The sequence below is a fragment of the Anaerostipes sp. genome, assembly GCF_018381315.1.
Taxonomy (GTDB): domain Bacteria; phylum Bacillota; class Clostridia; order Lachnospirales; family Lachnospiraceae; genus Anaerostipes.
In genome coordinates this window covers 213,159-230,252 of the sequence record NZ_JAGZSD010000004.1, presented here as the reverse complement: position 1 = coordinate 230,252, position 17,094 = coordinate 213,159, and the positions used below count along the sequence as shown (strand labels likewise).

The following is a 17,094-nucleotide window of genomic DNA, read 5'->3' as shown; positions in this document are numbered from 1 at the left end:
GAGCATGGAATTATGGATCAGATAATAATCAAAGAGCTGGAGATTTACAGCAATCACGGAGTATATAAGGAAGAAAAAGTATTGGGACAGAAGTTCCTTGTGTCTGCAGTGCTTTATACAGATACAAAAAGAGCCGGAGCCAGTGACAAGATCGAAGATTCTGTCAACTATGGTGATGTGTGCCACCGGATACGGGATATTATGGAAGGAAACACATTCGATCTGATCGAACGGGCAGCGGAAACCATTGCAGAACGGCTTCTCATAAAATATGACCTCATAAAGGAAGTTGAGGTGGAGGTCAAAAAGCCCTGGGCTCCCATAGGACTTCCTATTCAGAGTGTTGCCGTAAAGATTAAGAGAAAATGGAGCAGAGCTTATATCGGTGTGGGATCCAACATGGGAGACCGCGCAGAATACATCAAGCAGGCTGTGAAGCAGGTAGATCATGAGGATGACACCCGTGTGATGTGTGTATCCAGTCTGCTGGAGACAGAGCCTTACGGAAATGTTGACCAGGATCCTTTCATTAATGGCTGTATTGGAATTGATACATTAAAGAGCCCGGCAGAGCTGCTGGAATTTCTGCAGGGACTGGAAAGCAGGGCCGGCAGGGAACGGACCGTACATTGGGGGCCAAGAACATTAGATCTGGATATTCTTCTGTATGAAGATCTGATTCTCAATGAACAGCATCTTAAGATTCCACACATAGAAATTCCAAAGCGGCAGTTTGTGCTGGAACCGCTTGCACAGATCGCGCCGCATGTGAGACATCCGGTGCTGAACCGGACGATTCTGGAACTAAAAGAAGCATTAGAGGAGAAGGAAAGTTAATATGAGAGATTTAGTTGATATAAGGAAGGACATTGACCAGATCGACCAGCAGATTGTCCGGCTGTTCGAAGAACGGATGCACTGTTCCAAAGAAGTTGCTGAATATAAAAAGGGAACAGGGAAACCCATCTATGACAGGGAGCGGGAACAGCAGAAAATCGAAGCTCTGACTCAAAAAGTTGACCAGGATTTCTTGAAAAAGGGAACGGAGGAACTGTTTCTGCAGCTCATGTCCATCGGCCGCCGCTACCAGTACAGCCTTTTGTCAGAGGAAGACAGTTATGTGCGCAAAAAGTTTAAACAGGTGGACCGGCTGGAAATTAACAGTGACACAAAGGTTGTATACCAGGGGATTCCGGGGGCGTATCAGGAACAGGCTATGGTTCAGTTTTTCGGAGAAAATATCAGCCACTTTACGGCAGAGGAATTTAAAGATGTAGTAATTGCAGTGGATGAGGGGAAAGCGGATTACGGAATCCTCCCGATCGAGAATACTTCCGCAGGAACAGTGAGCGGCATCTATGATCTTCTTTTAAATCATGACGTATGTGTGGTCGGAGAGGAAACTGTGGAATGCAACCATGCACTTGTGGGTATCAGAGGAACGGATCTGTCCAAAGTGACAAAAGTGTACTCTCACCCACAGGGACTGATGCAGTGCAAAAAATTCCTGGATGAGACAAAATGGGACCAGGTGCGCATCCGTAATACGGCTGTGGGAGCCAAAAAAGTTGCGGATGACAACGACCGGACAAAGGTTGCGATTTCCAGTGAACGGGCTGCAAAGCTCTACGGACTGGAAGTGTTAAAACAAAAGGTGAATTTCGAGGGAAATAACTGTACGCGTTTTGTTGTTATGTCCAAGAAAAAACAGTACAGGAAAGATGCAAGGAAAGTAAGCATCAGCTTTTCACTGCCTCACGAGACAGGATCTCTTTACAATATTCTGGCCCATTTTATGTTTAATGATGTCAGCATGACAAACATTGAGTCCAGACCGCTTCCCAACAGACAGTGGGAATATGGCTTTTACATCGATGTAGCCGGCAATTTGAACGAGCCGGGCATCCGCAATGCTTTGACCGGTATACGGGCAGAGGTCAAAGATTTTAAAATTCTTGGGAATTTTTAGAGGTTATTTTAAGAGGGACAGGATGATAAACTTATCATTAAAAAATACAAATTAGGTGGGAATTAATCATGAACAGTAAAACAAATGGTTTTAAAGACAAAATGGGAAAAATCCATAACTTTATTCATAAGTTTGGGAAATACTTTATTATTGCGTGCCTGATCTTATTCTGTGTTTTATGCATCAAGAATAAAGATCAGTTTGCAGAGCGCGTGGCGAAGGGTGTGCCGGAGAGCGGCATGGAGAAAATCGCCATTGCAGACGGAGATACAGTGAAACAGGAGTTTAAGGCCAACTTCAGTACTGCAGAGCGGCTGGATTTCCGTGTGGGAAGAAATTACGGAGATGCAAGACCGGGAAGCATTGACCTTAAAATCAAAGACTCCAAAGGAAATGTTGTATTCCATATCACCCCGACGATAGAAGAGGTAGACGGAAAGACTGAGATCAAAGCAACCATGCGCCGCAGGGAACTGCACGATGACCGGTGGTACAAGGTGATTGTCAATCAGGAATTGAAAAAGGGCGAGACTTATACTTACGAGATCAAAGGTATCGGGATCAAGAAAAAGGATCCGCTGTACATTTACATTTCAAAGGATATGGGATCCGTGTTCCAGCCTCTTGTAAAAAACGGGAAGAAAACTGAGGTCAGGCTTTGTGCCAGAGTTATGACAACACAGGTCGATATGTGGGCCATCGGACTGACGATTGCCATTGCACTGGGATTGGTTGTGCTGCTTCTGATTCAGCTGAATATTCCGGAAAAATGGAATAAATGGCTGTCATGGGCACTGTTTATCATCAATCCGTGGCTGGCATTTTATATGGTAGAAAAAGTTTTCTATAATCCAATCAGTGTCATGGGAATTTTCTCTTATGCCCTGAATGTGGTTTGGTTCTACATCGTTTTCGGAATCCTGCTGCTGATCTTTAACCGCACCAAGTATGCAATTATTGTAGGTGACTTGTTATTATACGGATGTGCCATTGGTAACTACTTTGTTATGCAGTTCCGCGGAACGCCGATTACACCGGCTGATATCTGGGCGCTTGGTACAGCTATGGACGTGGCAGACCATTACACACTGTCCTATAATAAAGCAGCCATTGTTGCAACGATTATCTGTCTGGCACTGTGCATCATTGCATGGAAGCTGGATACCATAAAGGCATTCCGATGGAAACAGCGTCTGGTGGCACTGGTGGTTGTGGCAGCAATTACAGTGGGACAGAGTTTCCTCTGTACACGGGTAAACTTTCTGGAATCAAAGAATGTAAAGGTAGAGTTCTTTAATCAGAAAAAGGGTTATAAGCGGAATGGATTTGTCTTAAGTTTCCTTCTGAATGTCCAGTATCTGCTGGGAACAGAACCGGAAGGATACAGCGTAGATAAGGTAAAAGATATTGCCAAGAACTATACTGTGACCACGGGACAGAACAAGTCGCTGAAACAGAAACCGAATGTGGTTGTTATCATGAATGAGACCTTTTCTGACCTGAATGTGGTCAATAAAATTAAAACAAACAAAGAAGTGATGCCGTATATCAATTCTATGAAAGAAAATACAATCAAGGGAAATATGCTGGTATCTGTGTTCGGGGGAGGAACAAGCAACTCTGAATATGAATTCCTGACCGGAAATTCAGTGTCCTCTCTTCCTCTGAACGGAAATGCTTATACTCAGTTTGTTAAGCATCAGGTGCCGAGTCTTGCCTCTCAGCTGAAACAGCAGGGATATGAGACTACAGCCTTCCATCCTTACAAACCGAATGCATGGAACAGACAGAGTGTGTATCCGCTTCTGGGATTTGATAATTTCATGGATGAGACATCTCTGGATGAGTCCAAAGTGAAAAGAATCAGAGGATGGGTCAGTGATGAGTCTGACTATGACAAGATCATAGAAACCTTTGAGAAAAAGAAAGCAGACAATCCACTGTTTATGTTCAATGTAACCATCCAGAATCATGGAGGATACCTGATTCCGGATGACAATTTCAAACAGCAGATTACCATTAAGGATGAGAAAAAGACGGAAACAGCCGAGCGCTATCTGTCTCTGATCCATGAATCTGACCGGGCTTTCAAGAAACTGATTGACTACTTTAAGACCCAGAAGGAGCCGACAATCGTCGTTATGTTCGGAGATCATCAGCCAAAGCTGGAAGATGAGTTCTATGAACTGCTTTACGGGAAGGACTTAAACAGCCTGGACATTAAAGAAATGCAGAAGAAGTTTACGGTTCCGTTTGTCATCTGGGCAAACTATGATATCAAGGAGCAGAACAATGTAAACCTCACAAGTGCCAACTACCTGTCCACACTGATGCTTCAGCAGACAAACTTAAAGCTTACTCCGTATAACCAGTATTTGGAGGAACTTCAGAAACAGATCCCGGCCATCAATGCCAACGGATATGTGACAAAGGACGGAAAAAATGTAGCGACTCAGAATGAGGAAGATAAGGATAAATGGCTGACGAATTACCAGTATCTGCAGTATAATTCCCTTCTGGATTATAAACACCGTGTAGATTCTTTCTTTTCTGTAAAAGAAAAGTAGGAATCTCCCTGCGGATTCTTGACACATGGGAAAAAACAATATAATATTAAAATGTTGTTCGCTTTATGCAAAAGAAAATGGCGAAGACACGTCATTGATAATTAGGAGGATACACATATGGTTAAAGCAATAGTGGGAGCCAACTGGGGCGACGAAGGAAAAGGCAAGATTACAGATATGTTGGGAGAAACATCTGACATTATCGTACGTTTCCAGGGAGGTGCGAATGCCGGGCATACCATCATTAATGACTACGGAAAGTTTGCGCTTCACACGCTGCCTTCCGGTGTATTCTATGATCATACAACGAGCATTATCGGAAACGGTGTGGCGTTGAATATTCCGGTGCTTTTTAAAGAGATCGGGGAAATCGTATCACAGGGAGTGCCAAAACCAAAGATTTTAGTCTCTGACAGGGCTCAGATCGTGATGCCGTATCACATTTTGTTTGATGAGTATGAAGAAGAAAGACTGGGCAAAGGTTCTTTCGGATCTACAAAATCAGGAATTGCACCGTTTTATTCTGATAAATATGCGAAGATTGGTTTTCAGGTCAACGAACTGTTTGACGGGAAAGCATTAAAAGAAAAATTAACAAAGATCTGTGAAACAAAGAATGTACTGCTGGAGCACCTGTACCACAAACCTCTTCTGAATCCTGATGAGCTGTATGACACTCTGATGGAGTATAAAGAGATGGTAGAGCCGTATGTATGTGATGTATCTCTGTTTCTGCACAATGCTCTTAAGGAGGATAAGACGATTCTTTTGGAGGGACAGCTTGGTTCCCTGAAGGATCCGGATCACGGAATTTATCCTATGGTAACATCCTCCTCAACACTGGCTGCATACGGAGCCATTGGCGCAGGTATCCCGCCTTATGAGATCAAGAAGATCGTCACAGTGGTCAAAGCATATTCCAGTGCCGTAGGTGCAGGAGCCTTTGTCAGTGAGATTTTCGGGGAAGAAGCCGATGAGCTCAGAAGACGCGGCGGTGACGGCGGAGAATTCGGTGCGACCACAGGACGTCCGAGAAGGATGGGCTGGTTTGATGTGGTTGCCTCCAAGTACGGATGCAGGATGCAGGGAACTACAGACGTGGCATTTACAGTTCTTGATGTTCTGGGATATTTAGAAGAGATTCCGGTTTGTGTCGCCTATGACATTGACGGAACAGTAACCACTGATTTCCCGACGACCGGAGATTTGGAAAAAGCAAAACCGGTGATTGAGGTGCTTCCGGGCTGGAAGAGCGACATCCGCGGCATTACAGAATATGACAAGCTTCCGGAAAACTGCAGAAAGTATATAGAGTTTGTTGAGGAGAAGATCGGATATCCGATTACACTGATCTCCAACGGACCTGGAAGACATGAGATTATCCGCAGAGGATATACAGACTAGAAAAAAGAAAAAACCTCTTTGTGGTATGACAAAGAGGTTTTTATTCTACAGAAAATAAAGTGGATTCATCTACTTGGTTTAAATACAGAAGGAGGCATCATGGAAAAGGAACAGGAGCAGGAAAAAGCAAAAAAACAAAATTTCAGGAAAGAAGTCAGGAGCTGGATTGTGTGTATCGCTGTAACCTTGGCGATTACCCTGTTTATTACAAACTTCGTCATTGTCAACGCCAGTATTCCCAGCGGATCCATGGAAAATACGATCATGACCGGGGATAAGCTTATTGCATTCAGAACCGCATACCTGTTCAGTGAACCGAAACGGGGAGATGTGATCATATTTAAGTATCCGGATGACGAAACTGAATGGTATATAAAAAGAGTGATTGCGCTTCCGGGAGAGACCATTGAAGTAAAAGACGGGAAGGTCTATATTAACAAAAACAAAAAGCCTTTGAAAGAGCCTTATATCAGGGAAGAGCCTGTGGATGATTTCGGCCCGTATAAGGTGCCGGACAACGGTTATTTTGTTATGGGTGATAACCGGAACAGTTCCAATGATGCGAGAGAATGGCAGACTCACTATGTGACCAGAGATGAGATAATAGGGAAAGCAAGCTTTCGATATTATCCTTCTCCGAAATGGATCAAATAAAGGAGAGCGTTCATGAAAAGAAAAATCAGGATTCTTATGGTGATGGCAGCAGTTCTGGCTGTCACGGCTGCAGGATGTTCTAAAAAATCAGAATTAAAACCGTTTTCATCGGATGAGGAATTAAAAACATTTATAGGAGAGACGACCCAAAAGGATGAAGTGTCCGATTTCCCTAAGCTTGATTATGCTTCAGACAGCAGGGTGATGTTTCATAACTCTGCAGGGTTTTATGTCTATGATATGAAAGAAAAAAAGATCTGCGCTGCACTGGATCTTGAAAAAATGAAGCTGTTTTCAGAGGATGGGGAGACAGAGACAAAGATTATTATATCCAGTGACGGCAGTATGGTGCGTCTCCTTCGGACAAAAGGGGAGGACACGGTGAAGGATTATTTCTTTAATGTGAAAGACATGACACTGTCCGATAAAAAGCAGGCATTTGATGATATCTATGAAGGCGATATACAGCAGACCAGTCAAAAGAAAATTGGGGGAAGACCAAAAGAAGATGTAATCCAGGAATTGATGGATCAAGGGCAGAATGACTCCAACGCAGTGGTCCAGAATCGCAGTACGGTGGATTTTCTCGGATATCCGTCTGAGATTTATATGAAGGAAGACCAGATGTTCAAAAATCTTTCTCTGGTCCAATATAACGTGAAGACGAAAAAGAAAACGGTAACGCCTCTGTTTCAGGGATTTGCGGATCTGGATAAAGAGAAGGATCCAGCAAAGCTTTCTTTTAAGGGAAGCCGCTTTATGAAATTCAGCAGCAAGGGAGTCCTTTATTTTGATGTGGACGCCATGAAGGGGACTGATGGGGCGGAAGGAACCTTCGGCAGTTTGGTGATCGGAAATGTTTTTCGGTCACAGAACGGAAAGCTTACGGTTGTCTTTGAGGATATTGCAAAAGCAGACCTGTCTCTGAAACCAGTGCTGTCCCTGAACAACATGGATGAACAGGGAGAACCGCAGATGACAGAACTCAAGAAGGGGAAAAATACATACACATTCAAAAATCTTGATAAAAACTTATTTTATTATATTGATTATTATCCGACAAAGGATGCAGCAGATGAAAAGGCAGCCCAAAAAATTGAGAAGCACAATGCAGAACTGAAAGTTACCATAAGCAATTAAAGGAATGGACGCGCATAAAAGCCTGTGCTATAATGGAATTACAAAAAAATTGTATAAACCTTATTAATTTTTAGAAAGTGAGGAGGATCATGATGACACGTGAGACAATCAATGCAGAAAAAGCCCCTGCAGCAGTGGGACCATACTGCCATGCAGTAAAAACAGGAAATCTTGTATTCACATCAGGACAGCTGGGTCTGGATCCGAAGGAAGGGACCCTTCCGGAAGGAGTGGAGGCTCAGGCAGACCAGGCGCTGACAAACTTAAATGAAGTGCTGAAGGCTTCCGGATTATCTCTGGATAATGTAATTAAAACAACCGTATTTTTAGATGACATCAACGACTTTGCCGCAATCAATGCAGTTTATGAGAAACGGTTCGGAGAAAATAAACCGGCTCGTTCCTGCGTGGAAGTGGCAGCACTGCCCAAAGGGGCTTTGTTTGAGATAGAAGCAATCGCAGTAGCTGAATAATGGGCATGATGTCTTCTGGAGAATGACATATATAAAACAAGAGGTGCCTCAGCTGGCTGTGGACAGTGAAGAAAGAACTTTAGAAAACCTTTTTCCGAATTTTTGTATTTTTCGGAAAAAGGTTTTCTTTGATTGCATTGTAATATGGAGTATAATGTAGGTAATTACGAATCGCAGTTACTGAGCGGGGAGGGGAAAATGAGGGAAAAAAAGAGAAACAGACAGCTGAATACGACGGTCATTCTTCTGATGGTGATTGCTCTGGTTACGTTCTTTATTTTTTCTTTTGTGCAGTATTACCGGAAAATGGATACCAAGATCGTAGAACAGACAAGGCATGATTTGAGGTCAACGAATGATACGGCAAAAGCTTCCCTGCAGTCTTTGCTGAAGGATAACCAGAATTGGCTGGAAAGCCTGGCGGTGGTTTGTGATGTTCCGGATGGATCAGGGGAAGAAAATTGGTGGGATATTGTCGCCAGATTTGATTCAAAAGGACTGAAAATCGGTGTAGCAGATAATAAAGGCAATATGTATTACAGCAGCCACAAGAGACAGAACATCGCAGAACGAAAGTACTATAAGGATTTGATGAAAGATAAGAAAAGCATATCTAAAGTTCTCGTGGATGAAGAAGAAGGGACGGAGTCCATTATTATAGGTGTGCCTTTGGTAAGAGACGGAAAGGTAAAAGGCGCGATCTGCCTGGAATACAGCACTGTGGAATTGGGACGCATGCTGAACGGAGAGGATTTAAAAGGATCAGGTGCTGTGCTGGTGTTTTCCAAAAAGGGCAGGATGGTTGCATCCTACGAAGGTATGGAGCGGTTCAGCACCATGTACGATATGCTGCGCACGATGGAGTATGATGACGAAACAGATTTGGATGTCATGGAAGCAAATGTAAAGCAAGGGAAAAGCGGTTATTTAAACTATCATAATAAAGAAAAGCTCAGAATGCTCTATTATGAACCGGCAGGCATCAGCGACTGGACCATCTGCACTTTGGCGGTGGCAGAGTCTTACGAGGAAACTTTGTATTCTCTAAAAAGTGAAACCTTATTTTTGATGATGAAAGGGACTTTGATTACAGTCCTGCTCTTTATTTTCGGTCTTCAATTCTTTAAGATGCACCGAAGTGAGAGACTGGAAAATACAAAGGATGCTCTGACGGGTTCACTTAACCGAAAGAATTTCCAGAAGGTTCTGGAAAAGGACCTGAAGGGGAAAAAGAAATACAGCGCATGCTTCTTTTTAGATGTGGATGATTTTAAAGGGATCAATGACACTTTCGGCCACCAAAAGGGAGATGAGATCCTTACCGGAGTAGCAGACCGGCTTCGGAGAAATCTTCGTGAAAAGGATGTGGTCAGCCGTTATGGAGGAGATGAATTTACCTGTCTGATTTACGGGATCAGAGATCAGAAAAAAATCGAAGAGATCGCAGGGCGGATGCTTAGGGCAGTTACAGATGAAAATCATGTAAATATAAGCATTGGGATTACATTGATCCAAAACGGAGACACTTATGAACAAGTGATCGGAAGGGCAGACAGTGCCCTGTATGAGGCAAAAATGAGAGGGAAAAACCAGTATGTAATATTATGACATTTTCCACATGATTTCCGTTCAGCTCTTAGAATGCCTCACTCTAATCATGTGGAAAATGGATGAAATATCTTCTGGAGAAACCGGCCGACAAGCCAGATAACATCATTCCATGTTAGGAGTGATGTCTGGTTCTTCCGGATGTCTCAACAGTTTTTTTGAGGTAAAGTAGAAAACCCCGGTGGTGATAGCAGATGCCAGTGTATCTGCGATGGGTTCTGCGGTGAAGATTCCGGTGGTTCCTAAAAAAACTGGGAGGATCAGGGCCAGAGGGATCAGAAGTATGATCTTTCGCAGGAGAGCCATGATCAGTGAGATCTTTGCCCTGCCCAATGCCATGAAGGTGTTCTGGCAGGCGTACTGTGCTCCTATGAACAGAAAACCGCCCATAAAGATACGGATCATAGGTCTGCCCAGTGCAGCCAGTCCACGGGCAGCTTCCCCGCTGGAGAACAGGTAGATATATATATGGGGCACTGCCATGGAGAGAGCCCATATTGCGACCGTATAGGCTACAGTGATGATAAATAAAAGCCGGAAGGCTTTTTTGACCCGGTCCATATTCCGGCTTCCGTAATTGTAGCTGATGATAGGCTGCGCCCCCTGGGCCAGACCCAGTGCGGGCATGGACAAAAACTGCATGGAACTTATGGCGATGGTCGTGACGGATACGAGAGCATCTGCGCCGGCACCTCCGTACCGCTTCATACCGGAGTTTAAAGTGATCTGAACCAGGCTCTCCGTAGATTGCATGATGAACGGTGCAATGCCCAGGGCGATGACCGGCAGCAGTACCTTAAGTTCCGGACGCAGATTTTTTCTGCGTATCTTTAGATCTGTTCTTTCTCCTGTGAGAAAGCAGATAACCCAGACCGCCGATACACCCTGGGATATGACAGTGGCAAGGGCGGAACCCTTGACTCCGAGTCCCAGGCCAAAGATAAAGACCGGATCTAAAATGATATTCAGTACAGCGCCGATCAGTACAGTCAGCATGCTGGTCTTGGCAAACCCCTGGCAGGTGATAAAGCTGTTGAGACCCAGAGAAAACATGACAAATATGGAGCCGATCAAATAAATACTCAGATAATCGCTGGCGTAGGGCAGGATGTTTTTTGTGGCTCCGAACATGGAAAGCAGGGAGTCTTTTCCGAGATAAAAAAACAGGGTCAGGGGAATAGCCAGTCCCGTCAAAGCGGTTACGGCATTTCCAAGGATTTTTTCTGCCCCGTCATGATCTTTTTGTCCCATTTTGATGGAAACCCGGGGACTTCCGCCCATACCAATCATGGAGGCAAATGCGGAAATGATCATGATGATCGGAAATGCGATACCGAGCCCGGCAATAGCAAGAGGGCCTTCTCCTCCCGGAAGCCTGCCGATATAGATTCGGTCGACCATGTTGTAGAGAGCATTGATAACCTGGGCTGCGATGGTGGGAACAGCCAGCTGGAACAGCAGCTTTCCTACCGGCATAGTGCCCAGGGCAGTTTCATTATTGGTATTCAAAATATCACTCCTTCATATAGTTCAATAGGGCTTTTTCTCTGTGCCTTGCCAAAATCAGGGAAGGCCTAAAAAGCCGGTAAAAATATCATACCTTAACAGGAGAAGCGTGTCCACCTGCGGGAAAGAAAAAGAGGAGCAGTACATGAGAAATTCCAGAGGAAAAGAGGAAATCATCTATCAGATTTACCCTAAGAGCTTTTATGACAGCGATGGGGACGGAATGGGAGACTTGAAGGGGATTACAAAGAAACTGGATTATCTGAAAAAACTGGGAGTGACAGTCCTTTGGATTTGTCCGGTTTACGCATCTCCTATGGATGACAACGGCTATGATATTTCAGATTATTACAGTATCAATCCTATGTTCGGCACAATGGATGATATGGACAATTTAATCCGGGAGGCGGGAATGCGGGATTTAAAAGTCATGATGGACCTGGTGCTTAATCATACATCGGATGAGCACGAATGGTTTTTGCAGGCCATAAAAAATCCGGAAAGCAAATACAGGGATTATTATATTTTCAGAACATCGAACAGCGGCTGTCCGCCAAGCAACTTAAGGTCGGTGTTCGGAGGTTCTGTGTGGGAGCCGGTACCGGGAACAGAGGAATACTATTTTCACTCTTTTTCCAGAAAACAGCCGGATCTCAACTGGGAGAATCAAGAACTGAGGTATGAACTGTATGACATGATACGGTGGTGGATAAAAAAAGGAATTGCCGGATTCCGTGTGGATGCCGTCAATTTTATTAAGAAAGAGCTGGATGTTTTTCGGGCGGAGCCTGACGGGAGAGACGGACTGGCCAGCTGTTTTCCCTACACAAGAAATGTCAGGGGGATTAATGCGTTTTTGAAGGAACTGAGAAAAGAGGTATTTGAACCCTGCCAATGCATCACAGTTTCAGAAGCGGTGGATGTCCCGTATTCCGAAATTGGCGATTATATTGGGGAACAGGGCTGTTTTTCTATGATGTTTGATTTTCATTACACAAACTTCGACCTGGAGGGAAGCGATGAAAAGTGGCATAAGAGAAAAAACTGGACGGTAGAAGAATTCAGGGAGCTTTTGTTTGAAAGCCAGGAAGAAATCCAGAAAATTGGATGGCCGGGTCTGTTTATAGAAAACCACGACCAGCCAAGAGCAGTTAACAAGTTTTTTCCCGCAAAAGAAGATCAGACTTACGAGGCGGCCACTGTGCTGGCCGGGATGTATTTTTTCCTGAGGGGGACCCCTTTTATTTATCAGGGGCAGGAACTGGGGACGAAGAATGTGTGGAAAGATTCCATCGAAAGCTTTGATGATATTGAGAGCAGAGGGCAGTATGAAACTGCACTGTCAGACGGGTGTACAAAAGAGGAGGCACTCTGTTATGTCAACTTAAGAAGCCGGGATAATGCGAGACAGATGATAGACTGGGAGGAAGCGGGAAGACAGGAAGATGATAAAAAATCTGTCTTAAATTTTTACAGACAAATGACGGCGCTGAGGAAGCAGGAACCGTGCCTTGTCCGCGGAAGATTTATACCCCGCAGAGATTATGCGGGGGACATTGTGGCATATGAGAGAAATGACGGGTTTACGAGGATTCTTGTACTGTGCAGCTTTTCAAAGAAGCCTCATGAAATCAGAGAAACCGGAGGGGAAGTTTTACTCTGCAATCAGCCGGCCGAAGCCGGGATATTAAAACCATTTCAGGTTATTGTGTTAAAATGGGGTTGACAAATAAAAATGGATTGTGTATATTCTAACCATTGAAACACAACAATTAAATAGGATCTTCAGGGCAGGGTGAAATTCCCTACCGGTGGTACAGCCCACGAGCCGCAAGGCATGATTCGGTGAAACTCCGAAGCCGACAGTACAGTCTGGATGAAAGAAGATAAATGATAAAGAACTCTGGGATTTACGCACAGCGTAGGTCAGATGCATTTGGTGTATTTGGTCTGCTGTTATAAGTCCCGTTTTTTTATTTCATAGGAAAGAACGTCCCATGAAATAAAAAACGCACTGCGGGGATCGCACTGCGGCGATAAGGAATCGTGCCGCCAAAGCGACCCGCCGCAGGCGGAGAATCCCGCAAGAGGGATTCTTTCTTATTTTCATGAGTGAACTTTAGCTTGATAAAGCCCTGAAGTCCTGGTGTACAGGATTTTGGGGCTTTTTTTATTCCATAAGAAAGTTTTTCGAACCTCCCTATGGAATAAAAAAGCACTCCGTGCAGGATGCGCACAAATGCATAGAAAAATGTTTGCATACATACAAGGAGGTTTTGCCTTATGGATGAATTGTTTATGAAAAGGGCCATTGAACTGGCTGAAAAAGGGATAGGATATACAAATCCCAACCCGGCAGTGGGCGCTGTTATCGTAAAAGACGGGCGGGTGATCGGAGAAGGATATCACGAGACATACGGAGGGCCGCATGCAGAGAGAAATGCACTGAAAAACTGTACAGAGGATCCAAAAGGGGCAGAACTGTATGTGACGCTGGAGCCGTGCTGTCATTACGGAAAGACGCCGCCATGCACAGAGGCTTTGATTGAAAGCGGGATACGCAGGGTCTATGTGGGGAATCTGGATCCGAATCCAAAGGTATCCGGCAGGGGAGTTCAGATTTTGAGGGAACACGGCATTCAGACAGAGACAGGGATTATGGAAGAAGAATGCAGAAAGCTCAATGATATCTTTTTTCACTATATCAGCCATGATACACCCTATGTTGCTCTGAAATATGCCATGACGCTGGACGGAAAGACCGCTGTGAAGACAGGGGAATCCAAGTGGATCACCGGAGAGGAAGCCAGAGAGCATGTCCATTATCTCAGACATCGGTATGCAGCAATTCTGGTCGGGATCAAAACAGTGCTTTGTGATGATCCTATGCTGAATGCCAGAGTAAAAGGAGGAAATAATCCGATCCGTATCATCTGCGACAGCAGGCTTAAAATTCCGCTTTCTTCTAAGATTGTCCAGAGTGCCAAGGTGATCCCGGTTATTGTGGCAGCCTGCGAAAGAACAGAGAAAGCTGAAAAACTTGAGAGGTTGGGCTGCCGGGTTTTGATCTGTCCGGAGCAAAATGGACACGTAGATCTTCTGGAGCTGTTCCGGATACTGAGAAAAGAAAAGATAGACAGTGTCCTTGTGGAGGGCGGCGCAGATATAAACGAATCTGTCATAAGGACCGGGGCTGCCAGAAAAGTGTATGCCTATATTGCCCCTAAGCTTTTTGGAGGCAGACAGGCCAGATCCCCTGTGGAGGGAGAAGGAATTGACAAGATCAGTCAGGCAGTTCTTTTGAACGGGCCGAAGGTTACCAGACTTGGCGGTGATCTTCTGCTGGAATATGAGGTGAGGTGAAACAATGTTTACAGGAATTATTGAAGAAATGGGAAGTGTCGTGTCAGTAAGCATGGGAGGAGAGTCTTCCAAAATCAGGATTAGTGCATCAAAGATTCTGGAGGATCTACATACAGGAGACAGTATTGCAGTCAACGGCATATGCCTGACCGCAGTCTCATTTGACCGGCAGGGATTTACAGCAGATGTGATGAATGAGACCTTCAGGAGAAGTACCCTGAAAGATCTCAGGCCAAAAGACCCGGTGAATTTGGAACGGGCCGTGAGTGCAGTCGGCCGGTTCGGCGGACATATCGTAGCAGGGCATGTGGACGGAACGGGAACTGTCCTTTCAGTAAAACAGGATGCCAATGCAGTTTGGTTTACAGTGGAAGCTGCCCCTGGGATTATGCGCTACTGTATCAAAAAAGGATCTGTTGCCATCGATGGGATCAGCCTTACCATCGCAGAGACCGGGTCTTCCTGGTTTCAGGTTTCGGTTATTCCTCATACTTTAAAACAGACTGTACTGGGTTCAAAAAAGCCCGGGGATGCGGTCAATCTGGAAAATGATATGATCGGAAAGTATGTAGAGAAACTGCTGGAACCCGAGGCAGAGGAAAAAAGCAGGGGCGTCACAGAAGAAATGTTGATGAATGCAGGATTTTAGGAGGATAAGAGATGAAATTCAGTTTAATTGAAGAAGCATTGGAAGATTTAAGGCAGGGAAAGATCATCATTGTCACAGATGATGAAGACAGAGAAAACGAAGGGGATTTCATTTGTGCAGCAGAATTTGCGGACACACAGAATATCAACTTTATGGCAGTTCACGGAAAGGGACTGATCTGTATGCCTATGAGTGCGGCTATGGGAGAAAAACTCGGACTGGCACCTATGGTAAAGCAGAATACGGATAATCATGAGACTGCTTTTACGGAAAGTATCGATCACGTAGAGACAACGACTGGTATTTCCGCAGTGGAACGTTCACTTACTGCGATAAAGTGCATGGAGGACGGGATCAGACCGGAAGATCTCAGAAGGCCGGGACACATGTTTCCGCTGATCGCAAAACCTCACGGTGTTATGGAGCGCAATGGGCACACGGAGGCCACTGTAGATCTGATGAAGCTTGCCGGATTGAAAGAAAGCGGACTGTGCTGTGAGATTATGAGAGAGGACGGAACTATGATGCGAACGCCAGAGCTGATGCAGCTGGCAGAGAAATTCGGACTTAAAATGGTTACCATAAAAGCTCTGCAGGATTACCGGAAAAAACATGAGGTGTTTGTAAGCAGAGAGGCTGAGACACCCATGCCGACCAAGTACGGAAATTTCAGGGCATACGGATATGTGAACCGGCTGAACGGAGAGCATCATGTGGCTTTGGTCAAAGGGGATATAACTGACGGGAAACCGGTGCTGTGCAGAGTGCATTCAGAGTGCCTGACCGGGGATACCTTTGGTTCTCTGCGCTGTGACTGCGGAGATCAGTTTGAGAAGGCCATGCAGCAGATTGAGAAGGAAGGAAAGGGTATACTTCTTTACCTCAGACAGGAAGGGCGGGGCATCGGCCTGATCAATAAACTGAAAGCCTATGCACTTCAGGATCAGGGAATGGATACCGTGGAAGCAAATCTGGCTCTGGGATTCGAGGAAGACCAAAGAGAATATTACATAGGTGCACAGATTTTAAGAGATCTTGGGGCATCCCGCCTGAGACTTTTGACCAATAATCCGACAAAGATTGAAGGCCTTGAAGATTTTGGCCTTGAGATTGTTGAGAGAGTGCCGATTCAGATCAAGCTCACCGATTACGACGGATATTACATGAAGACGAAACAGGAAAAAATGGGGCATTACTTAACTTATTAATCTGCTGAAAAAATTGAAAAGGAGAAGAAAGATGAACATTTTAGAAGGAAAATTAGTTGCAAAAGAGATGAAGGTTGGTATCGTAGCTGCCAGATTTAACGAATTTATTGTATCCAAACTGCTGGACGGGGCATTGGACGGACTCCGCAGACATGATGTGCAGGAGGATGACATTTCGGTTGCCTGGGTGCCTGGGGCATTTGAGATTCCGATTGCCGCACAGAAAATGGCAGGCTCAGGAAAATATGATGCGGTGATCTGCCTGGGGACAGTGATCCGGGGATCCACATCACATTATGATTATGTATGCAGCGAGGTATCCAAAGGGATTGCTCATGTGTCCATGGAAAGCCGTATACCGGTGCTGTTCGGAGTGCTGACTACAGAAAATATTGAGCAGGCTATTGAGCGTGCCGGCACCAAAGCAGGCAACAAAGGTTATGACTGTGCGCTGTCAGCCATTGAAATGGTAAATTTGCTCAAAGAGATCGGTTAAACTGGACGGAGCCGCTTATTTCCTGTAAAATAAAACAGGAAATAAGCGGCCTTTTTG

14 protein-coding genes and 1 riboswitch are annotated in these 17,094 nt (G+C 44.8%); of the genes, 13 read left to right on the top strand and 1 reads right to left on the bottom strand.

Features of this window, described 5'->3' with window-relative positions; translation table 11 throughout:
* Positions 1-12: 12 nt before the first annotated feature.
* From folK to KH180_RS04570, 8 genes are all read left to right on the top strand, one after another.
* Positions 13-837: a 2-amino-4-hydroxy-6-hydroxymethyldihydropteridine diphosphokinase gene (folK, locus tag KH180_RS04605; RefSeq protein ID WP_290757013.1), complete on the top strand. Its 825-nt coding sequence runs from the start codon at positions 13-15 to the stop codon at positions 835-837.
* Position 838: 1 nt separating this feature from the next.
* Positions 839-1,969: a chorismate mutase gene (locus KH180_RS04600; protein ID WP_290757010.1), complete on the top strand. Its 1,131-nt coding sequence runs from the start codon at positions 839-841 to the stop codon at positions 1,967-1,969.
* Between the two features lie 68 nt (positions 1,970-2,037).
* Complete coding sequence (locus KH180_RS04595) at positions 2,038-4,536, top strand: alkaline phosphatase family protein (RefSeq protein WP_290757007.1); 2,499 nt, start codon at positions 2,038-2,040, stop codon at positions 4,534-4,536.
* 117 nt (positions 4,537-4,653) lie between these two features.
* Entirely contained in the window at positions 4,654-5,940 is a 1,287-nt protein-coding gene (locus KH180_RS04590) for an adenylosuccinate synthase (protein ID WP_290757004.1), read from the top strand.
* A 99-nt stretch (positions 5,941-6,039) separates the two neighbouring features.
* Complete coding sequence (lepB, locus tag KH180_RS04585; RefSeq protein ID WP_290757001.1) at positions 6,040-6,594, top strand: signal peptidase I; 555 nt, start codon at positions 6,040-6,042, stop codon at positions 6,592-6,594.
* Between the two features lie 12 nt (positions 6,595-6,606).
* Positions 6,607-7,734: a zinc metalloproteinase nas-26 gene (locus tag KH180_RS04580; protein ID WP_290756999.1), complete on the top strand. Its 1,128-nt coding sequence runs from the start codon at positions 6,607-6,609 to the stop codon at positions 7,732-7,734.
* A gap of 92 nt (positions 7,735-7,826) precedes the next feature.
* Positions 7,827-8,207: a RidA family protein gene (locus tag KH180_RS04575; RefSeq protein ID WP_290756997.1), complete on the top strand. Its 381-nt coding sequence runs from the start codon at positions 7,827-7,829 to the stop codon at positions 8,205-8,207.
* 198 nt (positions 8,208-8,405) lie between these two features.
* Positions 8,406-9,815: a sensor domain-containing diguanylate cyclase gene (locus KH180_RS04570; RefSeq protein WP_290756995.1), complete on the top strand. Its 1,410-nt coding sequence runs from the start codon at positions 8,406-8,408 to the stop codon at positions 9,813-9,815.
* 105 nt (positions 9,816-9,920) lie between these two features.
* On the opposite strand, the gene KH180_RS04565 is transcribed toward KH180_RS04570, so the two are convergent.
* The gene (locus KH180_RS04565) at positions 9,921-11,291 is read right to left on the bottom strand and encodes an MATE family efflux transporter (RefSeq protein ID WP_290757243.1); all 1,371 of its coding nucleotides are present in this window, start codon (positions 11,289-11,291) and stop codon (positions 9,921-9,923) included.
* Positions 11,292-11,466: 175 nt separating this feature from the next.
* Between KH180_RS04565 and KH180_RS04560 the strand changes: the two genes are divergently transcribed.
* The 5 genes from KH180_RS04560 (at position 11,467) to ribH (ending at position 17,037) form a co-directional block, all read left to right on the top strand.
* Positions 11,467-13,047 (top strand): alpha-glucosidase, encoded by a 1,581-nt coding sequence (locus KH180_RS04560; protein WP_290756993.1) that lies wholly within the window; start codon positions 11,467-11,469, stop codon positions 13,045-13,047.
* 51 nt (positions 13,048-13,098) lie between these two features.
* Positions 13,099-13,213: riboswitch (FMN riboswitch) on the top strand.
* A gap of 391 nt (positions 13,214-13,604) precedes the next feature.
* Positions 13,605-14,684 carry a bifunctional diaminohydroxyphosphoribosylaminopyrimidine deaminase/5-amino-6-(5-phosphoribosylamino)uracil reductase RibD gene (ribD, locus tag KH180_RS04555; RefSeq protein WP_290756992.1) on the top strand — a complete coding sequence of 360 codons (1,080 nt, stop codon included), beginning with the start codon at positions 13,605-13,607 and terminating at the stop codon, positions 14,682-14,684.
* A 4-nt stretch (positions 14,685-14,688) separates the two neighbouring features.
* Positions 14,689-15,333: a riboflavin synthase gene (locus KH180_RS04550; protein WP_290756991.1), complete on the top strand. Its 645-nt coding sequence runs from the start codon at positions 14,689-14,691 to the stop codon at positions 15,331-15,333.
* 11 nt (positions 15,334-15,344) lie between these two features.
* Positions 15,345-16,541: a bifunctional 3,4-dihydroxy-2-butanone-4-phosphate synthase/GTP cyclohydrolase II gene (locus KH180_RS04545; protein ID WP_290756990.1), complete on the top strand. Its 1,197-nt coding sequence runs from the start codon at positions 15,345-15,347 to the stop codon at positions 16,539-16,541.
* Positions 16,542-16,572: 31 nt separating this feature from the next.
* Positions 16,573-17,037: a 6,7-dimethyl-8-ribityllumazine synthase gene (gene ribH, locus KH180_RS04540; protein WP_290756988.1), complete on the top strand. Its 465-nt coding sequence runs from the start codon at positions 16,573-16,575 to the stop codon at positions 17,035-17,037.
* Positions 17,038-17,094: the final 57 nt, after the last annotated feature.

What these genes read in the sequence shown, in the direction of transcription:
- KH180_RS04550 (WP_290756991.1), top strand. Translation starts at nt 14,689, where the DNA reads ATGTTTACAGGAATTATTGAAGAAATGGGAAGTGTCGTGTCAGTAAGC.
- lepB (WP_290757001.1), top strand. Translation starts at nt 6,040, where the DNA reads ATGGAAAAGGAACAGGAGCAGGAAAAAGCAAAAAAACAAAATTTCAGG.
- ribH (WP_290756988.1), top strand. Translation starts at nt 16,573, where the DNA reads ATGAACATTTTAGAAGGAAAATTAGTTGCAAAAGAGATGAAGGTTGGT.
- KH180_RS04595 (WP_290757007.1), top strand. Translation starts at nt 2,038, where the DNA reads ATGAACAGTAAAACAAATGGTTTTAAAGACAAAATGGGAAAAATCCAT.
- folK (WP_290757013.1), top strand. Translation starts at nt 13, where the DNA reads ATGGATCAGATAATAATCAAAGAGCTGGAGATTTACAGCAATCACGGA.
- KH180_RS04565 (WP_290757243.1), bottom strand. Translation starts at nt 11,291, where the DNA reads ATGCCGGTAGGAAAGCTGCTGTTCCAGCTGGCTGTTCCCACCATCGCA.
- ribD (WP_290756992.1), top strand. Translation starts at nt 13,605, where the DNA reads ATGGATGAATTGTTTATGAAAAGGGCCATTGAACTGGCTGAAAAAGGG.
- KH180_RS04600 (WP_290757010.1), top strand. Translation starts at nt 839, where the DNA reads ATGAGAGATTTAGTTGATATAAGGAAGGACATTGACCAGATCGACCAG.
- KH180_RS04560 (WP_290756993.1), top strand. Translation starts at nt 11,467, where the DNA reads ATGAGAAATTCCAGAGGAAAAGAGGAAATCATCTATCAGATTTACCCT.
- KH180_RS04580 (WP_290756999.1), top strand. Translation starts at nt 6,607, where the DNA reads ATGAAAAGAAAAATCAGGATTCTTATGGTGATGGCAGCAGTTCTGGCT.
- KH180_RS04590 (WP_290757004.1), top strand. Translation starts at nt 4,654, where the DNA reads ATGGTTAAAGCAATAGTGGGAGCCAACTGGGGCGACGAAGGAAAAGGC.
- KH180_RS04545 (WP_290756990.1), top strand. Translation starts at nt 15,345, where the DNA reads ATGAAATTCAGTTTAATTGAAGAAGCATTGGAAGATTTAAGGCAGGGA.
- KH180_RS04570 (WP_290756995.1), top strand. Translation starts at nt 8,406, where the DNA reads ATGAGGGAAAAAAAGAGAAACAGACAGCTGAATACGACGGTCATTCTT.
- KH180_RS04575 (WP_290756997.1), top strand. Translation starts at nt 7,827, where the DNA reads ATGACACGTGAGACAATCAATGCAGAAAAAGCCCCTGCAGCAGTGGGA.